The following is a 24,992-nucleotide window of genomic DNA, read 5'->3' on the forward strand; positions in this document are numbered from 1 at the left end:
ATCAGGAGGTACAAGCGCCAACGCGTCGCACCTCGGCGCGGACATTGAAGGGCAGCCCTTGCGCAATACCCTGCGTTTCCAGCTGAACCAGTTGCGCACTCTCGAAGCGAACCGACGTTTGGCCGTAACCGTTGCCCGGGCAGGTGTAGTGCACGGTTACCGTATCAGCCGTATCCTGCACGGTGAAGCTGCGGCACGCCTCGCGCATGTGGCGAATCTGGATCAGACGGCGACCGCTCTCGATGCAGATCCGGCTCCGACCTCCCGCCAGATCGCGATCGCGCACTTCCCATTGACCAGGCTGCAGCAGATCCAGCATGGCAAGCGACGGCCGCTGCGCAGCAAGTGTCGGTCCCGCAAAGGCCAGCAGCGCAAATGCGGCGGCGCCCAACGCCCAAACAACCGGGCGCAGCGCAACATGGGTAACGAGGCGCAGCAGGCGGTCCATCATGCAGGCGCGTACCCCAAAGTGATCCGGCACCATGCCGGTTCGCCGAAATTCAATATAGGCCAATTTGCGCTGCGTTAAAGTGTTCTTTGGCAGCGACAAACCGAATCGGATGGATCAGTCGAGATCGATCTCGAAAACCTTCGAGCAAAACGCGCAGTCGACGAGAATCAGGCCGTCCTCGTTCCGCATTTCCTCGCGCTCTGCCGCTCCGAACCGCCCCAGAACCGAGCGGTAATAGTCACCGCTGCAGCGGCAGCCTTTGACGAGGCGCGTGCCTCGCTCCACCCGGACTTCGTTCTCCTCGTGAAACAGGCGCCAGAGGACGGTCTCAAGGTCGAGACCGGGGTCAACGAGCTCGGCAGGCGAAACCGCACCGCCCATGATGCGCATGTGCTCCCATTCCGGGTGATCGAGCTGGACGTGAAGCCGCTCGCGTCCCTCCTCGCCTTCGGGCAAGTGCTGGATCAGCAGACCGCCAGCGACACAGCCATTGGCATCACTGCGGATACCGACCCGGATCAGCGTCGGAATCTGTTCCGACTGGAAGAAGTAACTTTCGCAGGCCGCCGCCAGCGTTTCACCCTCCAGCGGCACGATGCCCTGATAGCGCTGATCGGTCGCCGCGAGATCGAATGTGATCGCGAGGTAACCGTCGCCGAACAGGGCGTGGAGCGTCGGGCTCGGGCCGAGGTCATCGAGCCGCGCCCGGTCGAACCGGGCATAGCCGCGCAGTTCGCCGGCGCGGTAGTCGCAAACCAGCAGATCGATCACCCCGTCCTGCGTCTGCGCCTGCATGGTCAGTTGGCTCTGCTCATCCTTGAGCAGCGAGCCGAGCAAGGCGGCGAGTACCAGCGCCTCGGCCAAAAGGTGACGAATTGGCGCAGGATAGGCGTGCGCCGCGATCACATCATCAAGCATCGGGCCAAGCCGCACCACGCGCCCGCGTGCGTCGCGATCCGGCACGGTGAAGGTCAGGACCCGGTCGAACCCGGTCGTTCCCGCGGATGCGCTACTGTCCGACATGCTCAGATCTGCCCGAAGGCCCAACGCAGGATCGACTTCTGGGCGTGGATGCGGTTCTCCGCCTCGTCCCACACCACGGATTGCGGCCCGTCGAGCACCTCGTCGGTCACTTCCTCCCCCCGGTGGGCGGGCAGGCAGTGCAGCAGGACAGCATCGGGTTTTGCCTCCGCCATGAGCGCTGAATTGACCTGAAATGGCGTCATGGCGGCTAGCTTGGCTTCGGCATGGGCCTGGCCCATTGATATCCACGTATCGGTCACCACCACGTCGGCCCCGCGAACGGCATCGGCAGCATTGCGGTACGTATCGATGCGAGCACCCCCGGCACGGGCAGCGGCAATGAAGGCGGGATCGCTGTCGTAGCCTTCCGGTACGCCGATGCGGACGTTGAACTTCATCAGCCCCGCCGCCTCGACAAACGAATTGAGCACGTTGTTGCCATCGCCCAGCCAAGCCACTTCGAGGCCAGGCAGCGCCTTGCCGTGTTCGAGCAGGGTCTGCAGATCGGCGACGATCTGGCAAGGGTGCGACAGGTCAGTCAACCCATTGATCACCGGCACGCTGGCATAGTGGGCCAGTTCCTCAAGCTTCGCGTGATCATCGGTGCGCAGCATGATGGCGTCCGCCATGCGGCTTAGTACGCGGGCCGTATCGGCTATGGTTTCCCCCCGCCCGAGCTGGGTCGTGCCGGCATCAAGCACGATGCCGCTGCCACCAAGCTGGCGAATGCCGATGTCGAACGAGACTCGCGTGCGCGTGGAGTTCTTCTCGAACACCATGGCGAGGACCCGGCCTTTCAACGGTGCATCGGCATCAGGCTGGCCCTTGGGCAGCCCGCGCCGCGCCGCCTTGCGATCCATTGCATCGCCGAGGATTGCGGCGAGGGCATCCCCGCCGACATCGCTCAGGCTGAGGAAGTGCCGGGTCATGCCGGCACAGCTTCTGCCGCGTAACTCGCGGTGGCGGCCGAGAGCTTCTCCATGAATTCCTCGATGTGGCTGTCGTCGATGACGAGCGGCGGCAAGACGCGGAAAGTCATGTCGCCGGCAGCCACCGTCAGCAACTGGTGGTTGTCCCGCATATGGGCGACGAACGGACGCGGCTCGATCTTCATCTTGACGCCGAGCATCAGGCCACGACCGCGGACGAGTTCGAACATGTCCGGGTAGTTGCCGATGAACTGCTCGAGCCGGCCACGCAGGCGTTCGCCCTTGGCCTTGACCTCCTCGAGGAAGGCTGGTTCGGCCACGACGTCGAGCACGGCTTCGGCGGCGGCCATAGCGAGCGGATTGCCGCCGTAAGTGCTGCCGTGCGTGCCGATCACCATGCCGCGTGCAGCCTTTTCGGTTGCAAGGCAGGCGCCCAGCGGGAAGCCGCCGCCGATGCCCTTGGCGCTCGCCATGATGTCCGGCGTCACGCCGTACTGCTCATAGGCATACAGATCACCGGTGCGCGCGACGCCGCACTGCACCTCGTCGAAGATCAGCATCAGATCGTGCTCATCGGCCAGTGCGCGCAGGCCCTGCAGGAATTCCGGCGACGCATCGCGGATGCCGCCCTCGCCCTGGATCGGCTCGACAAGGAAGCCCGCAGTGTGGGGCCCGATCGCCGCCTTGGCGCCCTCGAGATCGTCGAAGTCGACATAGCGGAAGCCTTCGAGCAGCGGCATGAAGCCCTTGTGCATCTTCTCCTGGTTGGAGGCGCTGATCGTGGCCAGGGTACGGCCATGGAACGCGTTCTTGAACGTGATCAACTCATAGCGCTCGGTATTGCCGGCGTGCTGGTGATAGGCGCGCGCCGTCTTGATGGCACACTCGACCGCCTCGGCGCCCGAATTGGTAAAGAACACCGTGTCGGCGAAAGTCAGATCGACCAGCCGTTGCGCCAAATGCTCGCCCTGCGGGCTACCGTAGAGATTGGACACGTGCATCAGCGTCGCCGCCTGCTTCTGGATTGCGCCGATCAGATGCTCATTGCTGTGGCCGAGCAGGTTGACCGCAATGCCGCTGGCGAAATCGAGATAGCGCGTGCCGTCTTCGCTGATCAGATGGCAGTGCTCTCCGCGCACCGGACGCACGCCGCACCGGGGATAGACGGGCATCAACGGAGTGATCGACATGGGCTGGGTTCCTTCCTGCTTCGGCTCCCGTTTGGCCGGGAGTGTTGTCGTAAACGACAAATGGCGACCCGGGAGGGCCGCCATCTGTAGATGTCGGTGGCACAGGTCTTCAGCCGACTGGCCGAAGGACCACACGCCGCTATCAGTCTTGTCGGGGCACCAGATTGACTGCCGAGTACTTCCCCCGCCGATCGACTTCGAGATCGAACTCGAGCTTGTCGCCCTCGTTCAGCTCGCGCATGCCCGAACGCTCGACAGCGCTGATGTGCACGAAGGCATCCGGCTGGCCATCATCACGGGTGATGAAGCCGAAGCCCTTCATGGCGTTGAAGAACTTGACCGTGCCGGTCGCCTTTTCGCCGGTCAGCTGACGCTGGGGAGCGGCCGGCTTGGCCGCAACGGCGATCACATCACCGACGACCTGCAGATCGGCTGCCGAGATCTTGCCGCCGCGATCGACGAGGTTGAATTCAAGCTGCTGGCCTTCGGCGAGGCCTTCGAGGCCCGCACGCTCAACCGCGCTGATGTGGACGAACACGTCTTCGCCGCCATCTTCGCGCTGGATGAAGCCGAAGCCCTTCTGGCCATTGAAGAACTTGACGACGCCCTTGCCGGTGCCGACGACCTGGGCCGGCATGCCGCCGCCGCGCGGGCCGCCGAAGCCGCCGCCGCCACCACCGCCGCCGCGCGGACCGCCGCCGAAACCGCCGCGATCACCGCCGCCGAAACCGCCGCGATCACCGCCGCCGAAACCGCCACGGTCACCGCCGCCAAAGCCACCGCGACCACCGCCGCCGAAACCGCCGCGATCAAAACCGCCGCCGCCGAAACCACCGCCGCCGTAGGGGTCGAAGCCGCCCTCGTCACCGAAACCATCGCGCTTGTCGCGTCCGCGACCCCGCCGCCCTCTGTCAAAACCCATAAAAACCAATAAACCTTCGTTCCGCCCCTGCTTTCCTGGGTGCCGCAAGCCGGACGCGGCTGCCGACGGCACAACAAGGGAAACGCGCGAGACTCTGCTCGCCTGATCCTCTGCAGTTAAGACTATAGCCAACAAAAGGCTCCAGTGCGAACGGATTCGTTGCCGGGCACAACGTGGCGACCAAAGAGTGTGGCCTTTCTACCATGTTCTGGTGACACTTGCCCTTGACAGAGGCTTTCGGCAAAGCGGACCCCAAGCGTCGGCGCGGCGCAAGACGCCGAGAGCGCTTAGGCATTGGAGAGAGACGGCTGCCATGTTCCGCAAGATCGATGACAAGACTTTCGCCAGCCCCCAAATCGAACTGGCAGACGTCGCCGAAGCGCAGGCGCTTGGAATCGGCATGATCATCAACAACCGGCCGGAAGACGAGTCGCCAGACCAGACGCCGGGTGCCGAGATCGAAGCTGCCGCCAAGGCGGCCGGCATCGCCTATGTCGCGATCCCGGTGACGCATGCCGGATTCTCGATGCCGCAGGTCGAGGCAATGCAGGCCGCGCTGGCGGAAGCCGGTGACAAGCCGGTTCTGGCCTATTGCCGCTCGGGCACGCGGTCCACGTTGCTTTGGGCGCTCGCCCAGGCGCGGTCGGGCATGGCGCCGGAAGTTATCGCGTCCCATGCTGCTGGTGCCGGGTACGACGTCAGCCCGATCATGCCGCAGATCGATTTCCTCGCCGCGCAGGCGCGGTGAGGCAGGCATTCTCGGCCGTGTCGATCAGCGCTCTCCTTGCGATTCCCGGTGCAGGCATTGCCCTGCAGTCGCTCGGCTCGCTCATCGCAGTTCTGCTTGTCTTCGCGCTGGTCCGTGCGCTGGGCATGGGCAGTGACGTGCGGATCGCCGACGAGGCGGCAGCGCGGGCGCTCGCGGAAGAGGCGCGCTGCGGCTTTGATCCGATCGAAGTCGCACTTGATCGCGCCCGCATCGGCGCCCTTTTGCGCAACAGCGCGGGCGAAGTCATGCTCATCCGGCGGCATGGGGCGCGATTCGCCGCCCGCGTGCTGTCCTCGCATGCCGGTGCCCGTCTGGATCGCGGGTTCCTGACGCTGTCGACAGAAGATCCTCACTTCGGCAGCATCACGCTCGATCTGGGCGAGCGGGCGCAAGTCTGGGCAGCCAGCCTCCGCCGGCTGGGAGCCCGCGCATGAACGAGATGATCGCACCGATGCTTGCGGCGCTCGCCACCCCGATCACTCATCCGATCGACGCGATCGCCTATGCGGTCCCGGCTTTTGTCGCGCTGATCCTGATCGAAATCGCCTGGGCACGCCGCCATGCGCCCGATGCGTATGAAGCGCGCGATATGCTGACGTCGCTGCTCATGGGCCTTGGCAGCACGATCGCCGGAGCCCTCGTTGCGGGCGCGATCTATGCTGCCGCAACATGGCTTTACGCCCACCGGGTTGCAACGGTGCCCTACGCTTGGTGGTCGTGGATGGCGGTGCTCGTGTTCGATGATTTCAACTACTACTGGGCCCACCGCACCGGACACCGCGTCCGCTGGTTCTGGGCGGCGCACGTCAACCACCACACCAGCCAGCACTACAACCTGAGCACCGCATTGCGGCAGACCTGGACCGGCCCGCTGGCGCTGTCATTCGTGTTCCGCATCTGGCCCGCCTTCATCGGCGTGCCGCCGGAGATGCTGCTCACAGCGGGCGCGGCCAACACGGTCGGTCAGTTCTGGATCCACACCGAAGCTGTCCGCCGCATGCCCGCCTGGTTCGAATGGATCTTCAACACCCCTTCGCACCACCGCGTCCACCACGCGACCAATCCGCTCTACCTCGACCGCAACTATGCGGGTGTGTTCATGTTCTGGGACCGCCTGTTCGGCACCTTCCAGCCTGAACTCGACGAGGAACCGGCGCGTTATGGCGTGATCCGCCAGCTCGGCACATTCAACCTGCTCCACAGCGTGTTCCACGAATGGAAGGGCATGCTGAAGGACTTCGCCGTCGCCCCATGGCGCTACAAGCTGGCCTATCTGGTGCGCGAACCCGGTTGGAGCCACGATGGCAGCCGCGACAGCAGCGACACGATCCGCGCCCGCTGGATGGAGCGCAACGGATACCTAGCGCCCGATGAGCCCCAGCGCATGGCGGATGAAGGCATCGCGGTCAGCCACCCATAGCATGTCGTCCGCGAGCTGGGGGTTCGCATAGGTCCAGCCGTCTGCTGAATAGACTTTGCCGAACGTCCCGCGCGTGCCGAACGCCAGCGAAACCGTGCGCTGCTCGCTCTTCAGCGTAAGCCCCTCACCCGCGATGGTCGCCGTCCCCGGCTCGAAGCCACGCCCCCACGGGCGCAGCGCAAAGACATAGGGTTCGTTGCGGAAGCTGCGCACATCGGTGTTGAAGAAGACCGAGAGGTACACCTTGTCGAGCGCCGAGAGAGGCACTGCAGGCATGCGCCAATCGGATGTCGCGATCACCGGCCAAGGATAGTGCTGCGGATTGCCGTAGAGAATCTCGCTGCGCAGATCGACCAGCGCCTCGCGCGGGGGCTGATAGGGCTGCACCCGCTCGATCCTGAGGTTGTTCGACCAGGTGAAGCCGAATGAACTCGCATCGATCAGCGGCATCGCGGAGGGCGAACCAAGCCCGGGCGCGTTCGAGACGGTAACGTTCTCGTAGATGCGCAGATAGGCCTTGTCCTTCAGCTGATGCCCGCTCGCAATGTCACGCCAGCCCTGCTGCCCCTGCCAGCGCACATTGCGGAAATGCGAGACGAGCGTGCCGTTGATGTAGGTCGAATGCTCCTGATCGGCGTTGCCGCCGACATTGCCCATGATCTCGCTGTCTTCGGCATAGATCATGGTCTCGCCGCCGGGTGCGAAGATCGCATTCTTGCCCCCGAAGATCCTCGCGCGCCGCAGCACTGCCGTAAACAGCCCCGGCGGCGCACCGCCATAGGTCTCGAGATGCAGCGCCCCCATCGGCTGGACCGCGCCCGGAAAATCAAGCTCGATATCGCGCAGTTCGAAGTGGATGCGGGCCCGGCCCATGTCGAGCGCACGCATCCGCAGGACAGCCCATTGGTCGCCCGTCCGGAATGTCACCCGCTCCCCCGGTATCGACGAGCGGAACATGTACTGCGTGCCATCAAGGTTACCGGTGATATCTGGCAGGTTCGGCGCAAAAGGATAGACACAGGGGCGCCCGGCACGGTCACGCGCCTCGTAGACGAACTCCATGCCGCCTTCGGCCCGGCCATAGAGCGCGGCGACATCGTTGCCCTGATAGACTTCGCGGCCCGCGGCCTGCGAAGCATCGCACTTCACGAAGAAGCGGTTCGCCGGACGGCGCAGCCCGCGCATCGGCATGTAGAAGGGATAGCTCGCATCGTGCGCGGCGTATTCGGCTGGCGTATGCGGCGGCGGCAATTCCGTCGGGACCACCGGCTGCAGCGGCGGCACGGCTGCCTTATGCGGCGCGGTCTGCGCATTTGATTCGCTGCCGAGCCCGCTGCAGCCGATCGTGCCGAGCAGCGCCGCTCCGGCTGCGAGCCACAATGGAACTCTCATGGCGATCCTTCCAGCAACGGGCAGGCCCGCCCGCATCGCATCAGCTCGCGAGGCGCAGTGCGGTGCCGGCCGTGTCCGCATCGGGCTGATCGGGCCAGATGCCGCGCGTGTCATAGACGACCTTGCCGCTGCGCTCGGCGAGCGGGACAACCTTGAACACATCATGATCGACCAGCACAACAAGCAGATCGCAGGTCTCAAGCGCGTCATCGAGATCGATCAGGCCCGCCCCGGTATCGGTGAACTCGACCGGCAGCGCCTGCGCATAGGGCTCCACGACGCTGACGCGCTTGCCATACTTGCGCGCGATCCGCGCCGCGACAAAACGCGCCGGACTTTCGCGGAAGTCATCGATGTTCGCCTTGAAGGCGAGGCCGAGGCAGGCAATGCGCGCTTCGGGATGCGCGTCGATCAGCTGCGTGGCACGCTCGATCACATGGTGCATCTTCTGGTCGTTCACGCCGCGTGCGGCGCGAATCAACGGGGTGTGTTCGGGTGCGCTCGCGACGATGAACCACGGATCGACCGCAATGCAGTGCCCGCCGACGCCGGGGCCCGGCTGCAGAATGTTCACGCGCGGATGGCGGTTGGCGAGGCGGATCACTTCCCACACGTCGAGGCCCATGCGGTCTGCCACGATCGAAAGCTCGTTGGCGAAGGCAATGTTCACATCGCGATAGGCGTTTTCGACCAGCTTGGTCATCTCGGCCGAGCGCGCATCCGTAGTGACGCAGGTCCCGCGCACGAAGCGCTTGTAGAACGCCAGTGCTTTGCGAGCACAACGCGGCGTGATGCCGCCGATCGAGCGGTCGTTGTTGGTCAGCTCTTCGAGAATGCGGCCCGGCAGCACCCGCTCGGGGCAATAGGCGATCGAGACATCGGGCGTCTCGCGCGTCAGGCCGGGGAACTTGAGGTCAGGACGCAGGCCCGCCATCAGATCGCGCATCATCTCGGTCGTGCCGACGGGACTGGTCGATTCGAGGATCACCACGTCGCCAGCCTTGAGCACGCCGGCGACTTCGCTGGCGGCAGCCTGCACGTAGGAGACGTCCGGCGTGTGATGGCCGTCCTTGGCGAACGGGGTCGGCACTGCAATGACGAAGACGTCGGCGGGCTCGATCTGGGTCGAGGCGCGCAGCAAGCCGCGCTGTACGACACCCTGCACGAGGCCATCGAGATCGACTTCCTCGATATGGATCTCGCCGCGGTTGATCGTGTCGACCACGCTCTGCGTCACATCAAGGCCGAGCACTGGGCAGCCGGAGCGGGCAATGATCGCGGCCGTGGGAAGTCCGATATAGCCGAGCCCGACAACGCAGACCTGCGGCTTCACATCACCGTTGCCGATTTTAGCGGACATTCCCCAAGAGCTCCACGATACGCCGCGCGGCGTGCCCGTCCCCGAAGGGATTGTGCGCGCGCGCCATGGCCGAATAGGCAGCCTTATCGTCGAGCAGGGTAAAGATTTCGGAAACTATCCGGGTGGTTTCGGTGCCCACGAGCTTGGCGGTGCCAGCCTCGACGCCCTCGGGCCGCTCGGTCGTCTCGCGCATCACCAGCACCGGCTTGCCCAGCGCTGGCGCTTCTTCCTGCACCCCGCCGCTGTCGGTCAGCATGATCTCGGCAAGGCCCAGCAGGCGGGCGAAATGCGGGTAGTCGAGCGGCTCGATCAGCGCGACATTGGGAAGGTCGCCAAGCGCACCTTCCACCACCTTGCGGACATTCGGATTGGGATGGACCGGGAAGATCAGCGCGACATCGGGCCGGGCGGCAATCTGCCGGATTGCCTCGGCAATGGCTTCAAGGCCGCCGCCGAAGTTCTCCCGTCGGTGGCTGGTAACGCCGATGATCCGCTTGCCCGCAAAACGCGCTTCGAGATCGGCAAGGCCATTGGCCAGCGCCGGTTCGGCCTCGATCTTCGCGGACACCCACTGCAAGGCGTCGATCACCGTGTTGCCGGTCACGTGGATAGCATCGGCCGCCACATTCTCCGCCCGCAGCGCAGCGGCCGAAGTCTCGGTCGGCGCGAAGTGTAGCGCGGCAATGGTGCCGATGATCTTGCGGTTCACCTCTTCCGGCCAAGGGTGATAGATATTGTGGCTGCGCAGCCCAGCTTCGACATGGGCCACCGGAATCTTGCGATAGTAGGCCGCCAAAGCCCCCGCCATCGCCGTCGCGGTATCGCCCTGAACCACCACCCAGTCCGGCTTCTGGGCATCCATCACGCCGCCGAGCCCTGTAAGCAGCGCGGCGGTCAGCCCATCGAGTGTCTGGTCGGGCTTCATCAGATCGAGATCATGGTCCGGCACGATCCCGGCAATCGCCAGGACCTGATCGAGCATGCCCCGGTGCTGCGCCGAAACGCAGGTCACCACGCGAAAGCGCGGATCGGAGGCGAGCGCATGCACCACCGGAAACATCTTGATCGCTTCCGGCCGGGTGCCGAAGACCACGAGAATCGTCTGTGTCATGCCAAGCCCCCTAACACCGCCGGGTTAAGGGGCGCATAATCAGGCGGAAGGCATCTGCTGGCTGGAGCAGTGAAAGCCGCCGCCGCCGGCCAGCACCGCATCGGCCATCAGCCCGATCACCGCGCGCCCCGGAAACAGTTCGGCAATCGCGGCGACGCCATCATCGTCATGTTGCGTACCAAACACCGGCACGATCACCGCATTGTTCGCAATCACAAAGTTCATGTAGCTCGCCGGCTGGACCATGCCGCTCCACTCGACCAGCCCCGGCGAAGGGACTTCCACAACCTCGACCCCGAAATCGCGCGCCCGCGCCGCCGCATCCGCATAGATCGCGGCATTGGGATCATTCGGCCCCGTCGCACGCGGCAAGGCCAGTCGGTTCGGCGCCACGAAGCGGGCGAGGTTGTCGACATGCCCGTCGGTATGGTCGTTGATCAGGCCATCCCCCAGCCACAGCACCCGGTCGTAGCCAAGATCACGCGCAAGGCGGGCCTCAAGATCGCCTTGCGAAAGCGCGGGATTGCGATTCGGATTGAGCAGGCACTGCGCCGTCGTCGCGACTAGCCCGGTGCCATCGCCATCAAGCGCACCGCCTTCGAGAATCCAGTCACAGCGGTCGGCGGCAAGCCCGGCACTGGCGGCCAGATCAGCCCCGATCGCTTCATCCCCCGGCATCAGATACTTGCCGCCCCAGCCATTGAAGCCGAACAGCCGCGCGCGCCGCTCACTCTCGCCGCAAACAACCAGCGGCCCGGTATCGCGCAGCCAGACGTCGCCATAGACCCGGCGCTCCAGCCTCACCGCGCTAGAAACTAGACTCCGCGCCCGCGCTTCGTTCGCCGCATCGCGTACGATCAGGCGGACTCGCTGACCGCTGTCGGCCACAGCGCTGGCGAACGCCGCGATCTGCACTTGTGCGGCCTCGATCACGCCGGACCATTCCTCCGCCAGATGCGGAAATCCGATCCAGAGCCAGTCCTGCGGATGCCATTCCGGCGGCATCCGCAGCGCAGTGTCGGTCATGGGATCACTTGCCCTTTGCTGCGGCGAGGCTCTTGTCGCGAACCGCGCGGAATTCGTCGTTGGGGTGCCAGTTGGGCCAGACATTGCTGTCGGCAAGCTCGCGGCCCAGGCGGTAGAACAGCTTCACGTCCTGCACCATGCCGGAGATGTCCCAGCTTTCCTGATAATCGTCGCTCGGCTGGTGGTAGCGCACGTTGACGTAATCGTCCGAAGCCGCCTGCCCGGCTGCGGTGCCGCCGTTGACGAGATCGACCCCGCGCCCGACGTCGAACATCGGCACGCCGCGCTTGGCGAGGCTGAAGTGGTCCGAGCGGTAGTAATGGCCGCGCTCGGGATGCTCTTCGGGAGATTCGCGCAGACCCATCTCGCCTTCCACCTTGCGCAGGATCGCCGTCAGCTCGGACTTGTCGCCGCCGGTCACGGTAATGTCCTTGGCGGGACCGCCTACCGCCAGCGCATCCATGTTCACCCCGCCGACCGTCTTCGCCAGCGGGAAGACAGGGTTCTGCGCGTAGTATTCGGAGCCGAGCAGGCCCGATTCTTCCAGCGTGACCGCAAGGAAAACCTGGCTGCGCGCCGCCCGGCCCGCCGCCGCGTTCATCTTCGCCAGCGCTGCCAACGCGGCGACGCCGGTCGCATTGTCGACCGCGCCGTTGCAGATGTCATCGCCCGTCGCATCGGGCTTGCAGCGGCCAAGATGGTCCCAATGCGCGCTATAGAGAACGTACTCAGCGGGACGCGTCTTGCCCGGCAGCAGGCCGACAACGTTGTGCGAGTTGGCCTTCTCGATCGTGTTGTCGAACGAGAGGTTGGCCTTCAGGCCAAGTGGCACCGGCATGAAGCCCTTCTGCTGCGCCGCCGCCGTCAGCGCAGCAAGGTCCTTGCCCGCCGCCTTGAGGATCGCCTCGGCCACCGGCTTCTGGATCCAGCCGTTCGCCACGGTCTGGTCCGCGCCGTCATTGGCGGTCTGCACGAAGTGCTGCGCGCCCGACCAGCTCGATTCGACCACCTGCCAGCCATAAGCCGCCGGGAACGTATCGTGGATGATCAGCGCCCCCGTCGCGCCCTGCCGCGCGGCCTCCTCGAACTTGTAGGTCCAGCGCCCGTAGTAGGTCATGCGGCGCCCGCGGAAGAGGCCGTTCTCGCCTTCCATCGCGTAGTCCGGATCGTTGACGAGGATGACCGCCGTCTTCCCCTTCATGTCGATCCCGGCATAGTCGTTCCAGCCCAGCTCCGGCGCATTGATGCCATAACCGACGAAGACCAGCTCGCTGTCCTTCACTTGCGTTTGCGGCGTGATGCGATAGCTGCCAGCCACGAAATCGCTCGAAGGCTGGAACGTCAGCACCTGCGCACCGCCGGTCACAGTCAGCGGGCTCTTGTTGATCGCCTTGATCGTCGCCGTGGGCACATCCTGCAGCCACTGCCCCTTGTTCCCCGGCTGAAGCCCCGCTGCCTTGAACCGCGCGATGATCGCCTCGAGCGTCTTGGGCTCGGCCGCCGTCCCCGGGCCCCGCCCCTCGAATTCGTCGGACGAGAGCGTGCGGATCGTCTCACGCATCAACGCTTCGTCAACCGCCGGGACCGCCGGGGCCGCACCGCTTGCGGCCAGCGGCATTGCCAGCGCAGCCCCGCAGAGCAGGACCAAAGCCTTGCGACCAAACGATTTGCCGATCTTCATCCTCGTATCCCTCATACCAATCACATCGCCCTTTCCGGCATGGCGCGCAGAGGTGGCAGAGCCCCCGCCCGCTGGCAAGCCGCACGCGCGCGCTTGATCGCGTGGCGCCGACCGTGCATCGCACCCGGATGACCGGCACCAGCCACACAGCGGACTGGGCGCACGCCCTCCACCGCGCCCGCGCCGAAGCGCCGTTCCTTGCCCGCGGGCTCGATCGCTTGCCCGAACTCGAGGCCTTGCTGCAGGCCGGGCGGATCGAGGATGCCCTCACTGCGGCCCACCAGGCTGGCGCAAACGAGGCCGACACCGGCATTGCCCTGCGCCGCCAGCGCCTCGCCCTCGCCGTCGCGCTTGCCATCGGCGATCTCGCGGGCGCGCTCCCCCTCGCGCGCGTCATGGCCGAACTCTCCACCTTTGCCGACCACGCGCTCGACGCCGCCATCATCGCCGCCATGGGCCGCCGCCTGCCCGATGCCGAGCCGCAGGGCTTCTCCGCCATCGCGCTCGGCAAGCACGGCGCGGGCGAGCTCAACTACTCGTCCGACATCGACCCGATCCTGCTCTACGATCCCGACCTCCTCCCCCGCCGCGAGCGCGACGATCCGGCCGAGGCCGCCCAGCGCATCGCGCGCACCGTCGTCGAACTGCTCGGCGCGGTCACCGGCGACGGCTATGTCTTCCGCGTTGACCTGCGCCTCCGCCCGGCCGCCGAAGTCACCCCCCTAGCTCTCCCCTTCGTCGCCGCGATAACGCACTACGAATCGAGTGCCCTTGCCTGGGAACGCGCCGCCTTCATCCGCGCCCGCCCCGCCTCGGGAGATATCGCAGCCGGGCAAGCCTTCCTTGATGCCATCCGCCCCTTCGTCTGGCGCCGCAGCCTCGATTTCGGCGCGATCGCCGAGATCGGCCGCCTCACCACGCGCATCCGCGACCACTACGCCGTTGGGCAGGCGGTCGGCCCCGGTTACGACCTCAAGCGCGGCCGCGGCGGAATCCGCGAGGTCGAATTCTTCGCCCAGACCCATCAACTCATCCACGGCGGCCGCAACCCCGCGTTGCGCCTGCGCGGCACCCGCGCCGCGCTTGATGCGCTGGCCGAAGCGGGCATCGTCGCCACCGAAGACGCCGCGCTGCTGGGCGAGAGCTACGACCGCCTGCGCACGCTCGAACACCGCCTGCAGATGATCGCCGACCAGCAGACGCACAGCCTGCCGACCGATCCCGCGATGCTCGAAGCCGTCGCGCGGCTGGATGGCCTGCCCTCCGGCACCGCGCTGGTCGAAGAACTCGCGCAGATCTCAGAAACCGTAGGCACCCGCTTCGACAACCTGATCGCCACCTACGCCCCGACCGGGGCGGTGCCCGTCACCACGCGGCCGCTCGAGCAGGAACTGAAAGCCCTAGGCTTCAGCGAACCCGGCGCGCTCGCAACCCGCATCGAGAGCTGGGAAAACGGCCAGTACCGCGCCCTGCGCAGCGCCGAAGCCCGCGCCGCTTTCGCCCGCCTGCGCGATACGCTGCTCGGCGCCCTCGCCGCCGCGCCTGATCCGGAGCGCGCCCTCCTCAGGTGGGAAGGCCTGCTCGCTGGCCTCCCCAGCGCGATCAACATCTTCCAATTGCTCGAAGCACGCCCCGCGCTCCTCGGCGTCGTCATGCGCGTGCTTGCCCATGCGCCCACATTGGCGGACGAACTCGCCCGCCGCTCTGACCTGCTTGACACCCTGATCGATCGCAGCGCTTTCGATTTGCCCGGCAGCGTCGAAAGCCTCGTCGCCGAATTCCGCCGCTGCGAGGCGGGCGACGATTACCAGTGCCTGCTCGATGCGGTGCGCCGCAAGGTCGGCGAGTGGCGCTTCGCCCTCGGCGTCCAGCTGATCGAGAGCCAGCTCGGCGAGACCTGGCGCGATCCGCTCGACGTTGCCGCCGCGCTCTCGCGCCTTGCTGAAGCGGCTATCTTGGTCCTCTCCGAAGCGGCGACCGCAGAATTTGTCCGCGCGCATGGCAAGATCGCCGGTAGCGAACTCGTCATCCTCGGGCTTGGCAGGCTAGGCGGCGCGGCGCTGACCCATGCCTCCGATCTCGACATCGTGTTCCTGTTCAGCGGCGATCACACCGGCGAATCCGACGGGACCCGCCCGCTCGGCAGCACGCTTTATTTCAACCGCCTCACCCAGCGCGTGATCGCAGCACTTTCGGCCCCGACTGCCGCCGGCGCTCTCTATGAAGTCGATGTCCGCCTCCGCCCCAGCGGTGCCCAGGGCCCCATCGCCGTAAGCCTCGAAAGTTTTGCGCGGTATCAGCGCGAGGACGCATGGACCTGGGAGCACATGGCGCTGTGCCGCGCGCGGCCCTTGTTCGGTTCGCCGGAAGACTGCGCCGCGCTCTCGGCGATCATCGCAGACGTACTTCATCGTCCGCGCGATCCGGACAAACTAAGGGCCGACGTGCTCGCGATGCGCACCGAGATGGCGCAGCACAAACCGCCCGCCGGCCCGCTCGACGTTAAGCTCGCGCGCGGCGGGCTCGTCGATCTCGAATTCCTCGTCCACTACCTGCAGCTGCGCGAGCGGTCCGGATTCGATCCCGATCTCGGGCGTGCAGTAGACAGCCTCACGGCGGCCAAGCTGCTGCCCTGCCCCCTGCGCCTCGCACACGATCTGCTTGCGCGGCTGCTGATTGCCGTGCGCCTCGTTGCCCCCGACGGACGCTATCCGCCCGAAGCCAGCCGCGCTATCGTCGCACGGGCATGCGGCCTGACCGATTGGCCGGAACTGCTGGCGGCCGTGCTGGCAGCCCGCCACGCCATCGCGGCCTGCTGGCACACGATATTTGGCGAAGAACTGGAGATTGTTGAATGAGCGATACCATCGGCGCGGGCAGCCCGCTGCCTGACATTGCCATGACCACGCCCGAAGGCGGCACGGTGAAGCCGTCCGATTTTCGTGGTCGCAAGCTGGTGCTGTTCTTCTATCCCAAGGACGATACACCCGGCTGCACGACCGAGAACAAGGACTTCTCGAGCCTCGCGGCGGAGTTCGGGGCGGCCGGCACGGCGCTGCTCGGCGTGAGCAAGGACCCGCCCAAGAAGCACCTCAAGTTCATCGAGAAGCACGGCCTCGCTGCGCCGCTTGCGACTGATGCCGAAGAAGGCGGACTGTCCGACGCGCTCGGCATCTGGACCGAAAAGTCGATGTATGGCCGCACCTACATGGGCATGGAGCGCACGACTTATCTCGTCGGTACCGATGGCAAGATCGCGCAGGTCTGGTCGAAAGTGAAGGTCAAGGGCCACGCCGAGGAAGTCCTCGCCGCTGCCAGAGCGCTCTAATCCGGCGATGACCCAAGCATCCGTTGCCGCTGCGATCCGCGGAGCCATGCTCACCGCGGATCCTGCGGCCAAGGCCATGGCAGCGCGCGCCGTCCGGCGTGACTGGGCAGCGGGGCGTCTGGCATTCATGTTCGATGTCGCGATGCCCGATGAGCCCGCGCGCCCCGCACGGCCCGAATTGCTACCGCCCAACGCCATGCCCAAGCGTGGGCGCGGCGGGTCGGAGCGCGGACGGCTCGCGCTGCTTCATGCCCTCGCGCATATCGAGTTCGTCGCGATAGACCTCGCGCTGGATGCGGCCGGGCGTTTTGGTGAACAGCGCGGGCCAGAGTTCGTTACCGACTGGCTCGACGTTGCGGCGGACGAAGCGATGCATTTTTCATTGCTCGCCCGCAGGTTACGCACGCTGGGATCGGATTATGGTGCGCTTCCGGCACACGACGGGCTGTGGGACGCGGCGCGCGAAACGGCACATGATCCCGCTGCGCGCCTCGCTGTGGTGCCGATGGTGCTCGAAGCGCGCGGCCTTGACGTTACCCCCGTGACGATCGAGCGGTTTACCGCCGCCGGGGATCTGCGCTCCGCACGTATCCTCGAACGCATCCTGGGCGATGAGATTCGGCATGTGCGCTACGGCACAACGCACTTCCTGAAATTGTGCGACGAACGCGGTGAATCGCCGCCCGACCTCTGGAAAACCCTTGTGGCGCGGCATTTCCGCGGGGCTGTTAAGCCACCGTTCAACGACTCGGCGCGTCGTGCTGCCGGTTTGTCGTACGAATTGATGACAGGGGTTGTCTGATTAAGACACTTCCCCCTAACCCGTTTCCGGCGAGGCAGCGGGAGGGGTTTTCCGCACAGTCTCAGGGAACTTTTCAGGCAGACCGGAATGATCCGGCGGGCCGTTGGGAAGCTCCAGGTGGATCGGTTTCGGTCTCAGCAGCGCAAATGACGCTGCAGGACCAAGGCGATTAAGGGTTAGCGGGTCGTAATGGTTAACAACAAGATTTTGAAACTGGTGATTGGCTCGATTGGTGCTGCCGCCTGTTTCTTCTCGGCTCCTGCCATGGCGAACAGCGCCGCATCAGCCGATATTGCCGCCCCGCTCCGCGCCGCCGAGGCCGCCCGCAACGGCACCACTGCCGCCCCCGCTGATGATGAATTCCACAAGCTGTTCGCCAGCTGGAAGGCCCTTGAAGGCGGTTCGCAAGTCGGCGCCGCCATCGCTCCTGCCCAGCGCAACAACAGCGTCTCGATCCCCTCGCTCGTTCCCATTTCAACGAACCGCGCCATGAGCAGCGGCTTCGGCATGCGCGTCCACCCCGTCCTTGGCGGCATGCGCGCGCACAAGGGCATCGATCTTCCCGCCACCACCGGCACCCCGATCCACGCTTCGGCGGATGGCATCGTGGAAAAGGCGGACTGGTTTGGTGGTTACGGCCTGTTCGTCGAGCTGGAGCACGGCGGCGGCATGGAAACCCGCTACGGCCACATGTCGCGTATCGCGGTTGCCGAAGGCCAGCGCGTTCGCAAGGGCGACGTGATCGGCTACGTCGGCTCGACCGGCCGCTCGACCGGCTCGCACCTGCACTACGAAGTGCGCATCGGCGGCGAAGCCGTGAACCCCATGCCCTACATGCAGACCGTCGCCCCGGGCGTCTCGACCGAGACCGTTCTGGCGCAGAGCGACGTCCCGGCTCCGCTGGCGCGCTGAGCGCCGCGAACCAGCTCATCTTGGAGAGGATGGGATGAAGGCGGCGGAAAGCGCCGCCTTCTTCTTTTGTGCGCTACGCCAGGGGAAATCGCGTCGGCTGACGAATCCCGTTGCATGACTTAATCGTGCGGTTAAACTCTCGCGAAAGACGGCCGGACAGCGCCGCCGATCCTGAGAGGATGCGCATGCACTACCACCCGAGTATCCACGCCAAGACCAACCCAGAAAAGCCTGCCGTGATCATGTCCGGCAGCGGCGAGGTCGTGACCTACGGAGAGCTCGAAGCGCAGAGCAACCGCTTCGCCCAGCTGCTCCGCTCGCGCGGGATCGGGATCGGCGACACCATTGCGCTATGCTTCGAAAACCACCCGTTCTTCTTCTCGCTGTGCTGGGGCGCGCAGCGGGCCGGCATCGTCTATGTCGCCATCTCGTCGCGCCTCGCCCCGCCCGAAGTCGCCTACATCGCGCGTGACAGCGGCGCCAAGCTGCTCGTCGGCAGTGGCACGCTCACACATCTGCTGGATGCCGTCGCCGAAGCAGCGCCCGAAGTGCCGCAACTGCGCCTCGGCGGCACTGGCGACCAAGATCTCGCCGCCGCGCTCGAAGCCATGCCGATCGAGCCGATTGCAGACGAACGCGCGGGCTGCGACATGCTCTATTCCTCAGGCACCACCGGCAAGCCCAAAGGCGTGCGCGTACCCCTGCCGGAAGACCCCGCCATCGGCGCCGCCAATTCGCTCATCATGTTGGCGGGCGGCCCCTTCGGCATTCGTCCCGATGCGGTCTACCTCTCCCCCGCCCCGCTCTACCATGCTGCTCCGCTGCGCTGGTCGATGACCGTCCACCGCTTCGGCGGCACCGTGGTCTGCATGGAAAAGTTCGACGCCGAAAAGGCGTTGGAGGCCATCGAGCGCTACAAGGTGACCGACAGTCAGTGGGTGCCAACGCACTTCGTGCGTATGCTCAAGCTGCCTGAAGAGGTTCGTGCGCGCTACGATCTTTCCTCGCTGCGCGGCGCGATCCACGCCGCTGCTCCCTGCCCGGTTCCGGTCAAGCAGGCGATGATTGAATGGTGGGGCCCGGTGCTCAACGAGTACTATGCCGGCACCGAAGGCAATGGCTTCACCTTCATCTCCAGCCCGGAATGGCTGCAGCGCCCCGGCTCGGTTGGCCGTGCCCTCCTCGGCACAATCCGCATCTGCGACGAGAACGGCGATGAAGTGCCGCGCGGCACCGAAGGGCAGGTCTTCTTCGAAGGCGGCAATCCCTTCGCCTACCACAACGATCCTGACAAGACGCGCGATGCCACCAACAAGCACGGCTGGACCAGCCTCGGCGACGTGGGCTGGGAGGACGAGGACGGCTACCTGTTCCTCACCGACCGCAAGAGCTTCATGATCATTTCGGGCGGGGTGAACATTTACCCGCAGGAGATCGAAAACCTGCTCATAACCCATCCAAAAGTGGCCGACGTTGCCGTGATAGGAGCGCCTGATCCGGACATGGGCGAGCGTGTGGTCGCCGTCGTCCAGCCGCACGACTTCGAGGAAGCCGGCCCCGCCCTCGCCGAAGAATTGACCGCCTGGCTCGCCCCCCAGCTCAGCCGCGTGAAGCTCCCGCGCCAGATCGATTTCCGCGCCGATCTGCCCCGCGAACCCACCGGCAAGCTGTTCAAGCGTCTGCTCCGCGACGAATACAAGGCCGCGGCCGCAGCCGCCGCTTGACCCTTTTTTCCAGGACATAACCCATGGCCACCACTGCCGACCGCATCGTCCCCGAAGAGATCGGCCGCGCCGTGATCGATCCAGCCGCCTATGCCGCGTGGGACCCGCTGCTCGATCAGTTTGACACATTGCGCGAAGAGGGGCTGCAAGTGGCCCGCGTCGTCTCGTCCGCGGATCTGCACGAGCCGTTCTGGCTGGTCAGCGGATTCGACGAAGTGATGGCCGCGAGCAAGGACAACACGACCTTCCTCAACCACCCCAAGTCGTCCGTGTTCGCCCTGCGCAGCACCGATGCGCTGGCCCGCGCGATCACCGGCGGCAGCCCACATCTGGTGCAATCACTCGTCCAGCTTGATGCGCCGCTCCATCCCAAGCTGCGCCGTCTGACGCAGGACTGGTTCATGCCCAAGAACCTGCGCACCATCGAGGACCGCACCCGCAAGATCGCCGAGAACACCGTCAATCGCCTGCTTGAAGCCGGCGGCGAGGGCGATTTCACCAAGCTCGTCTCCTCCCCCTATCCGCTCCATGTCGTCATGCAGATTCTCGGCGTGCCCGAGGCGGATGAGCAGCGCATGCTGGTGCTCACCCAGCAGATGTTCGGCGGGCAGGACGAAGAGCTCAACCAGTCCGGCATCAAGGACTTGCCGCCTGAAATGATCACCCAGATCGTCGCCGGCGCAGTCAAGGACTTCGAGGCCTATTTCGCTGCGCTCGCCGCCGAACGCCGCAAGAACCCGACCGACGACGTCGCCACCGTCATCGCTAACGGCACCATCGATGGCCAGCCGCTCGATGACGTTGTCACCGCCGGGTACTACATCATCACGGCCAGCGCAGGGCATGACACGACCAGCGCATCGACCGCAGGCGCCATGCTCGCCCTCGCCCGCGATCCGGAGCAATTTGCCCGCGTCAAGGCCGATCGCAGCCTCTTGGGCGGTATCGTCGAGGAAGCGATCCGCTGGACGACGCCGGTGCAGCACTTCATGCGCACGGCCTCGGCGGATACCGAACTGGGCGGCCAGAAAATCGCCAAGGACGACTGGCTGATGCTCAACTATGTCGCGGCCAACCACGATCCGTCGCAGTTCTCCGATCCGCGCCGGTTCGATGCAGCGCGCGAAGGCAATCGTCACCTCGCCTTCGGGGCAGGTGCGCACCAGTGCCTCGGCCTCCATCTGGCGCGGCTTGAAATGCGCATCCTGTTCGAGGTTCTGCTCGACCGGCTCGAGAGCGTGGAACTCGCTGGCGAACCCGCTCGCGCCAAGTCCACGTTCGTCGGTGGCCTCAAGCGCCTGCCACTGCGGTGGACGGCGGCCTGAGCCAAGCCGTTACTGCGCCAGCAGTCGCCGCATGATTTCGCGCACGTCGTCCGCCATGTCCGGCCGCTCAAGCGCCAGCGACAGCGTCGCCTCGACGAAACCGGCCTTGCTGCCGCAGTCGAACCGGCGCCCGGTGAAGGTCACCGCGTGGAACGGCTGGCTGCCAATCATGCGGGCCATCGCATCGGTCAGCTGGATCTCGCCGCCCGCGCCCCTTTCCTGACCTTCCAGCGTGCGCATCACTTCCGGCTGCAGGATATAGCGGCCAGAGATAATCAGGTTGGAAGGCGCTTCCTCCCGCTTGGGCTTTTCAACGAGGCCGGTCACTTCAGTCAGCTTGTCGGAAATCCGCGCGCCCGGAGCGATCACGCCGTAGCTGGAAACTTCTTCTTGCGGCACTTCGAGCACGCTGATCAGGTTGCCGCCGACTTCGTTGTAGGCCTCGACCATTTCCTTCATGCAGCCCGGCTTGCCGATCATGAGCTCGTCCGGAAGGAAGATCGCGAACGGTTCGTCGCCCACGATCGCACGCGCACACCAGATCGCGTGACCTAGTCCCATCGGTACTTGCTGGCGCACTGTCACCAGATTGCCCGGCAGGATGCGGGTGGCATCGAGAATCGAGAGGTCCTTGTCGCGGTCGCTCATCGTCCGCTCCAGCTCGAAAGCGGTATCGAAATGCTCGACGATGGCCGTCTTGCCGCGCCCGGTCACGAAGATCAGTTGTTCGATCCCGGCTTCCCGCGCCTCGTCGACGGCGTACTGAATAAGTGGTCGGTCGATAATCGGCAGCATTTCCTTGGGGATGGCTTTGGTCGCCGGAAGAAACCGCGTACCCATACCCGCCACCGGGAACACCGCCTTGCGGACGGGCTTGCGGACGGGCTGCGATGCATTGCTTCCGGACATGTCGACTTTGATCCCCTACCTTTGATGGCCGATCATGGCCCTTCGCACACTCTGGCATAATGATGCGCTAATGTGCCATCATTTCGATCCTGTTGCGCCAATTGGCAAACAGGCTAAACGACCGCGATGGACAAGATCATCATTCGCGGCGGCAATCGCCTTTCCGGTACGGTTCCAGTCTCGGGCGCAAAGAATGCAGCACTTACCCTGCTGCCTTGCGCGCTGCTCACCGAAGAACCGGTGACGCTGCGCAATCTGCCGCGCCTCGCCGATATCGACGGCTTCCAGCACCTGCTCAACCAGTTCGGCGTTTCGACCTCGATAGCCGGTGCACGCCCGGAGGACTTCGGCCGCGTGATGACGCTTCAAGCCACACGCCTCACTTCGACCGTCGCGCCTTATGATCTCGTCCGCAAGATGCGCGCCTCGATCCTCGTCCTGGGCCCGCTTCTGGCCCGTGCCGGAGAAGCCACGGTTTCCCTGCCGGGTGGCTGCGCGATCGGCAACCGCCCTATCGACCTCCACCTCAAGGCACTTGAGGCCTTTGGCGCGCAGATCGAGCTGGCGGCGGGCTATGTCCGCGCCATCGCCCCCGATGGCGGCCTGCCGGGCGGTGACTACAGCTTCCCGATCGTCTCGGTCGGCGCGACCGAGAACGCGCTGATGGCCGCCGTCCTCGCGCGTGGCACCAGCACGTTGCACAATGCCGCGCGCGAGCCCGAGATCGTCGACTTGTGCAACCTTCTCGTCGCGATGGGCGCGCAGATCGAAGGGATCGGCACGTCCGATCTTACCATCCACGGCGTCTCGCGCCTCCATGGCGCCACCTACATGGTCATGCCGGACCGGATCGAAGCGGGCAGCTATGCCTGCGCCGCCGCGATCACCGGGGGCGACATCACCCTCGCCGGTGCACGCGCGGAAGATATGGCGGCTACCATCCAGGCCCTTCGCGATGCCCACGTGCTGGTCGAACAGGTCCACGGTGGCCTGCGCGTGGCTAGTGACGGCCAGCTGCGCCCTGTGACACTCTCGACTGCTCCATACCCTGGCCTCGCCACCGACATGCAGGCGCAGCTCATGGCGATGCTGTGCCTTGCGAGCGGGTCAAGCGTGCTGACCGAGACGATTTTCGAAAACCGCTACATGCACGTGCCCGAGCTCAACCGCATGGGCGCGCATATCGAGACCAAGGGCCGCACCGCAATCGTCCACGGCGTCAGCAAGCTGCATGGCGCCGAGGTGATGGCGACCGACCTGCGCGCGTCGATGAGCCTCGTGATCGCCGGACTTGCCGCCGAGGGCGAATCGCAAGTCCACCGGCTTTATCACCTCGATCGCGGTTATGAGCGCCTTGAGGAAAAGTTCGCGCTCATCGGTGCGGACGTGGAGCGCGTCGGCGGCGACTGATGCCGGATCGGGCGCCCGCATCGTCGCTGGCAGAACTCACCCGGGTGTTTGCGCGGATCGGCTGCCTCAGCTTCGGCGGACCCGCAGGGCAGATCGCCCTGATGCAGCGCGAATTGGTCGACGAGCGCCGCTGGGTGGAACAAGGCGCTTTTCTGCGCGCGCTGAATCTCTGTCACCTCCTGCCTGGGCCGGAAGCACAGCAATTGGCGACGTGGATCGGCTGGCGGCTGCACGGTGTGCGCGGCGGCCTGATCGCGGGACTGCTGTTTGTGCTTCCCGGTGCCGCTGTGATGCTGGCGCTTTCGCTGCTCTATGTTGCTGCCGCCGGCCTCCACTGGTTCGCGTCGCTGTTTCTGGGGATCAAGGCGGCGGTGCTGGCGGTTGTACTCCAGGCGCTGCTGCGGGTTGCCAAGCGTGCGCTGGGAACCCGCTTCAAGTTGTTGCTGGCCATTCTCGCCGCGCTTTCGCTCACCGTACTGCGTACACCGTTCCCTCTGGTGATCCTGACCGCCGGGTTGATCGGCGCGGCGACGGTGCAATGGGCGCCGGAATGGCTCGGAAAGCACCACATCGCTGCTGACTCAACCCCTCTCGCGACGCCACAGCAACTCATTGCCCTCACGGCCCGCACGATAATCCTGTGGCTTCTTGTCTGGGCGCTGCCGCTGGGACTGGTGTACCTGCTGCTGGGCCCGCACCATGTCCTCTGGCAGATCGGCCTGTTCTTCTCTCGGCTCGCCGTGGTGACTTTCGGCGGGGCCTATGCCGTGCTGGCCTATATGGCGCAGGCGGCCGTCAGCGGGTTCGGATGGCTCGCCCCCGGCGAGATGGCCGATGGTCTGGGCCTGGCCGAAACGACGCCCGGCCCGCTGATCATGGTCACCCAGTTCGTCGGCTTCCTTGCTGCGTGGCGCCATCCGGGGATCTTGTCACCGCTGGCGGCGGGCCTGCTGGGAGCCGGCCTCACCACCTGGGTGACGTTTGCCCCCTGCTTCCTGTGGATTTTCGCCTGCGCGCCGTGGATGGAACGGCTGGAGCGCGCAGGGAATCTCCAAGGCGCGCTCGCGGCGATTACCGCAGCGGTGGTCGGCGTTATCGCCAACCTTGCGCTCTGGTTTGCCCTGCACGTGCTGTTTCGTAACGTTTCCGAGTTCGGCTTGCCGGACCTCGCCAGCCTTGACTGGCGCGCAGCCCTCATCGCCGTTCTGGCAGCGGTGCTGGTGTTTGGCCTGAAGCGAGGAATTCTTCAGACGATGGCGGTCTGCGCCGCCACTGGGTTCGCGCTCTCGATCGTCCCGCTCGGCTGAC

At 65.5% G+C, this 24,992-nt stretch carries 22 protein-coding genes; 11 read left to right on the forward strand and 11 right to left on the reverse strand.

Features of this window, described 5'->3' with window-relative positions:
* Position 1 precedes the first annotated feature (1 nt).
* From NDB2M1_RS23225 to NDB2M1_RS23370, 5 genes are all read right to left on the reverse strand, one after another.
* On the reverse strand, positions 2 to 514 hold the full coding sequence (locus NDB2M1_RS23225; RefSeq protein WP_253185965.1) for a DUF3617 domain-containing protein: 513 nt from the start codon (positions 512 to 514) through the stop codon (positions 2 to 4).
* Positions 515 to 565: 51 nt separating this feature from the next.
* A complete protein-coding gene (locus NDB2M1_RS19830; protein ID WP_054123655.1) occupies positions 566 to 1,474 on the reverse strand; it encodes an Hsp33 family molecular chaperone HslO in 909 nt (302 codons plus the stop codon).
* Positions 1,475 to 1,476: 2 nt separating this feature from the next.
* Positions 1,477 to 2,403: an ornithine carbamoyltransferase gene (gene argF / locus NDB2M1_RS19835; protein ID WP_054123654.1), complete on the reverse strand. Its 927-nt coding sequence runs from the start codon at positions 2,401 to 2,403 to the stop codon at positions 1,477 to 1,479.
* Complete coding sequence (locus NDB2M1_RS19840) at positions 2,400 to 3,593, reverse strand: aspartate aminotransferase family protein (protein ID WP_072384480.1); 1,194 nt, start codon at positions 3,591 to 3,593, stop codon at positions 2,400 to 2,402. Before NDB2M1_RS19840 ends, argF begins: the two co-directional genes overlap by 4 nt.
* Positions 3,594 to 3,735: 142 nt before the next feature.
* A complete protein-coding gene (locus tag NDB2M1_RS23370) occupies positions 3,736 to 4,515 on the reverse strand; it encodes a cold-shock protein (protein ID WP_054123652.1) in 780 nt (259 codons plus the stop codon).
* Between the two features lie 313 nt (positions 4,516 to 4,828).
* Here NDB2M1_RS23370 and NDB2M1_RS19850 point away from each other — a divergent pair, with 313 nt between their 5' ends.
* Genes NDB2M1_RS19850 through NDB2M1_RS19860 form a run of 3 tightly spaced genes read left to right on the forward strand, consistent with a single transcriptional unit; the run spans position 4,829 to position 6,704 of the window.
* On the forward strand, positions 4,829 to 5,263 hold the full coding sequence (locus NDB2M1_RS19850; RefSeq protein ID WP_054123651.1) for a protein tyrosine phosphatase family protein: 435 nt from the start codon (positions 4,829 to 4,831) through the stop codon (positions 5,261 to 5,263).
* Positions 5,260 to 5,718 carry a hypothetical protein gene (locus tag NDB2M1_RS19855; protein ID WP_072384481.1) on the forward strand — a complete coding sequence of 153 codons (459 nt, stop codon included), beginning with the start codon at positions 5,260 to 5,262 and terminating at the stop codon, positions 5,716 to 5,718. Before NDB2M1_RS19850 ends, NDB2M1_RS19855 begins: the two co-directional genes overlap by 4 nt.
* A gap of 5 nt (positions 5,719 to 5,723) precedes the next feature.
* Positions 5,724 to 6,704: a sterol desaturase family protein gene (locus tag NDB2M1_RS19860; RefSeq protein WP_083555026.1), complete on the forward strand. Its 981-nt coding sequence runs from the start codon at positions 5,724 to 5,726 to the stop codon at positions 6,702 to 6,704.
* On the opposite strand, the gene NDB2M1_RS19865 is transcribed toward NDB2M1_RS19860, so the two are convergent.
* Genes NDB2M1_RS19865 through NDB2M1_RS19885 form a run of 5 tightly spaced genes read right to left on the reverse strand, consistent with a single transcriptional unit; the run spans position 6,645 to position 13,274 of the window.
* Complete coding sequence (locus NDB2M1_RS19865; protein ID WP_143146845.1) at positions 6,645 to 8,096, reverse strand: hypothetical protein; 1,452 nt, start codon at positions 8,094 to 8,096, stop codon at positions 6,645 to 6,647. The genes NDB2M1_RS19860 and NDB2M1_RS19865 overlap by 60 nt on opposite strands.
* 40 nt (positions 8,097 to 8,136) lie before the next feature.
* Complete coding sequence (gene wecC / locus NDB2M1_RS19870) at positions 8,137 to 9,456, reverse strand: UDP-N-acetyl-D-mannosamine dehydrogenase (protein WP_072384483.1); 1,320 nt, start codon at positions 9,454 to 9,456, stop codon at positions 8,137 to 8,139.
* Positions 9,446 to 10,567, reverse strand: coding sequence for a non-hydrolyzing UDP-N-acetylglucosamine 2-epimerase (wecB, locus tag NDB2M1_RS19875; protein WP_072384484.1), 1,122 nt, complete (start codon positions 10,565 to 10,567; stop codon positions 9,446 to 9,448). Before wecB ends, wecC begins: the two co-directional genes overlap by 11 nt.
* A 39-nt stretch (positions 10,568 to 10,606) precedes the next feature.
* Positions 10,607 to 11,593, reverse strand: a complete 987-nt coding sequence (locus tag NDB2M1_RS19880; RefSeq protein WP_072384485.1) for an agmatine deiminase family protein — start codon at positions 11,591 to 11,593, stop codon at positions 10,607 to 10,609.
* A gap of 4 nt (positions 11,594 to 11,597) precedes the next feature.
* Positions 11,598 to 13,274, reverse strand: a complete 1,677-nt coding sequence (locus tag NDB2M1_RS19885) for a M28 family metallopeptidase (RefSeq protein ID WP_072384486.1) — start codon at positions 13,272 to 13,274, stop codon at positions 11,598 to 11,600.
* A gap of 128 nt (positions 13,275 to 13,402) precedes the next feature.
* Here NDB2M1_RS19885 and NDB2M1_RS19890 point away from each other — a divergent pair, with 128 nt between their 5' ends.
* From NDB2M1_RS19890 to NDB2M1_RS19915, 6 genes are all read left to right on the forward strand, one after another.
* Positions 13,403 to 16,132, forward strand: a complete 2,730-nt coding sequence (locus NDB2M1_RS19890; protein WP_072384487.1) for a bifunctional [glutamine synthetase] adenylyltransferase/[glutamine synthetase]-adenylyl-L-tyrosine phosphorylase — start codon at positions 13,403 to 13,405, stop codon at positions 16,130 to 16,132.
* Positions 16,129 to 16,602, forward strand: coding sequence for a peroxiredoxin (locus NDB2M1_RS19895; RefSeq protein ID WP_054123644.1), 474 nt, complete (start codon positions 16,129 to 16,131; stop codon positions 16,600 to 16,602). Before NDB2M1_RS19890 ends, NDB2M1_RS19895 begins: the two co-directional genes overlap by 4 nt.
* A 46-nt stretch (positions 16,603 to 16,648) precedes the next feature.
* Entirely contained in the window at positions 16,649 to 17,404 is a 756-nt protein-coding gene (locus NDB2M1_RS19900) for a ferritin-like domain-containing protein (RefSeq protein ID WP_231625121.1), read from the forward strand.
* A gap of 264 nt (positions 17,405 to 17,668) precedes the next feature.
* A complete protein-coding gene (locus NDB2M1_RS19905) occupies positions 17,669 to 18,316 on the forward strand; it encodes a M23 family metallopeptidase (protein WP_083555027.1) in 648 nt (215 codons plus the stop codon).
* Positions 18,317 to 18,501: 185 nt separating this feature from the next.
* Positions 18,502 to 20,040: an acyl-CoA synthetase gene (locus tag NDB2M1_RS19910; protein WP_072384490.1), complete on the forward strand. Its 1,539-nt coding sequence runs from the start codon at positions 18,502 to 18,504 to the stop codon at positions 20,038 to 20,040.
* Positions 20,041 to 20,063: 23 nt separating this feature from the next.
* Entirely contained in the window at positions 20,064 to 21,365 is a 1,302-nt protein-coding gene (locus NDB2M1_RS19915) for a cytochrome P450 (RefSeq protein ID WP_072384491.1), read from the forward strand.
* 9 nt (positions 21,366 to 21,374) lie between these two features.
* Here NDB2M1_RS19915 and galU read toward each other — a convergent pair whose 3' ends face one another.
* Positions 21,375 to 22,274: a UTP--glucose-1-phosphate uridylyltransferase GalU gene (galU, locus tag NDB2M1_RS19920; RefSeq protein WP_072384492.1), complete on the reverse strand. Its 900-nt coding sequence runs from the start codon at positions 22,272 to 22,274 to the stop codon at positions 21,375 to 21,377.
* Positions 22,275 to 22,400: 126 nt separating this feature from the next.
* Between galU and murA the strand changes: the two genes are divergently transcribed.
* Both murA and chrA read left to right on the forward strand, forming a co-directional pair.
* Positions 22,401 to 23,684: a UDP-N-acetylglucosamine 1-carboxyvinyltransferase gene (murA, locus tag NDB2M1_RS19925; protein ID WP_072384493.1), complete on the forward strand. Its 1,284-nt coding sequence runs from the start codon at positions 22,401 to 22,403 to the stop codon at positions 23,682 to 23,684.
* Positions 23,684 to 24,991, forward strand: a complete 1,308-nt coding sequence (chrA, locus tag NDB2M1_RS19930; protein WP_072384494.1) for a chromate efflux transporter — start codon at positions 23,684 to 23,686, stop codon at positions 24,989 to 24,991. The genes murA and chrA overlap by 1 nt, the downstream gene beginning before the upstream one ends.
* Position 24,992 lies beyond the last annotated feature (1 nt).

It is taken from the genome of Novosphingobium sp. NDB2Meth1, assembly GCF_900117425.1.
Taxonomy (GTDB): domain Bacteria; phylum Pseudomonadota; class Alphaproteobacteria; order Sphingomonadales; family Sphingomonadaceae; genus Novosphingobium.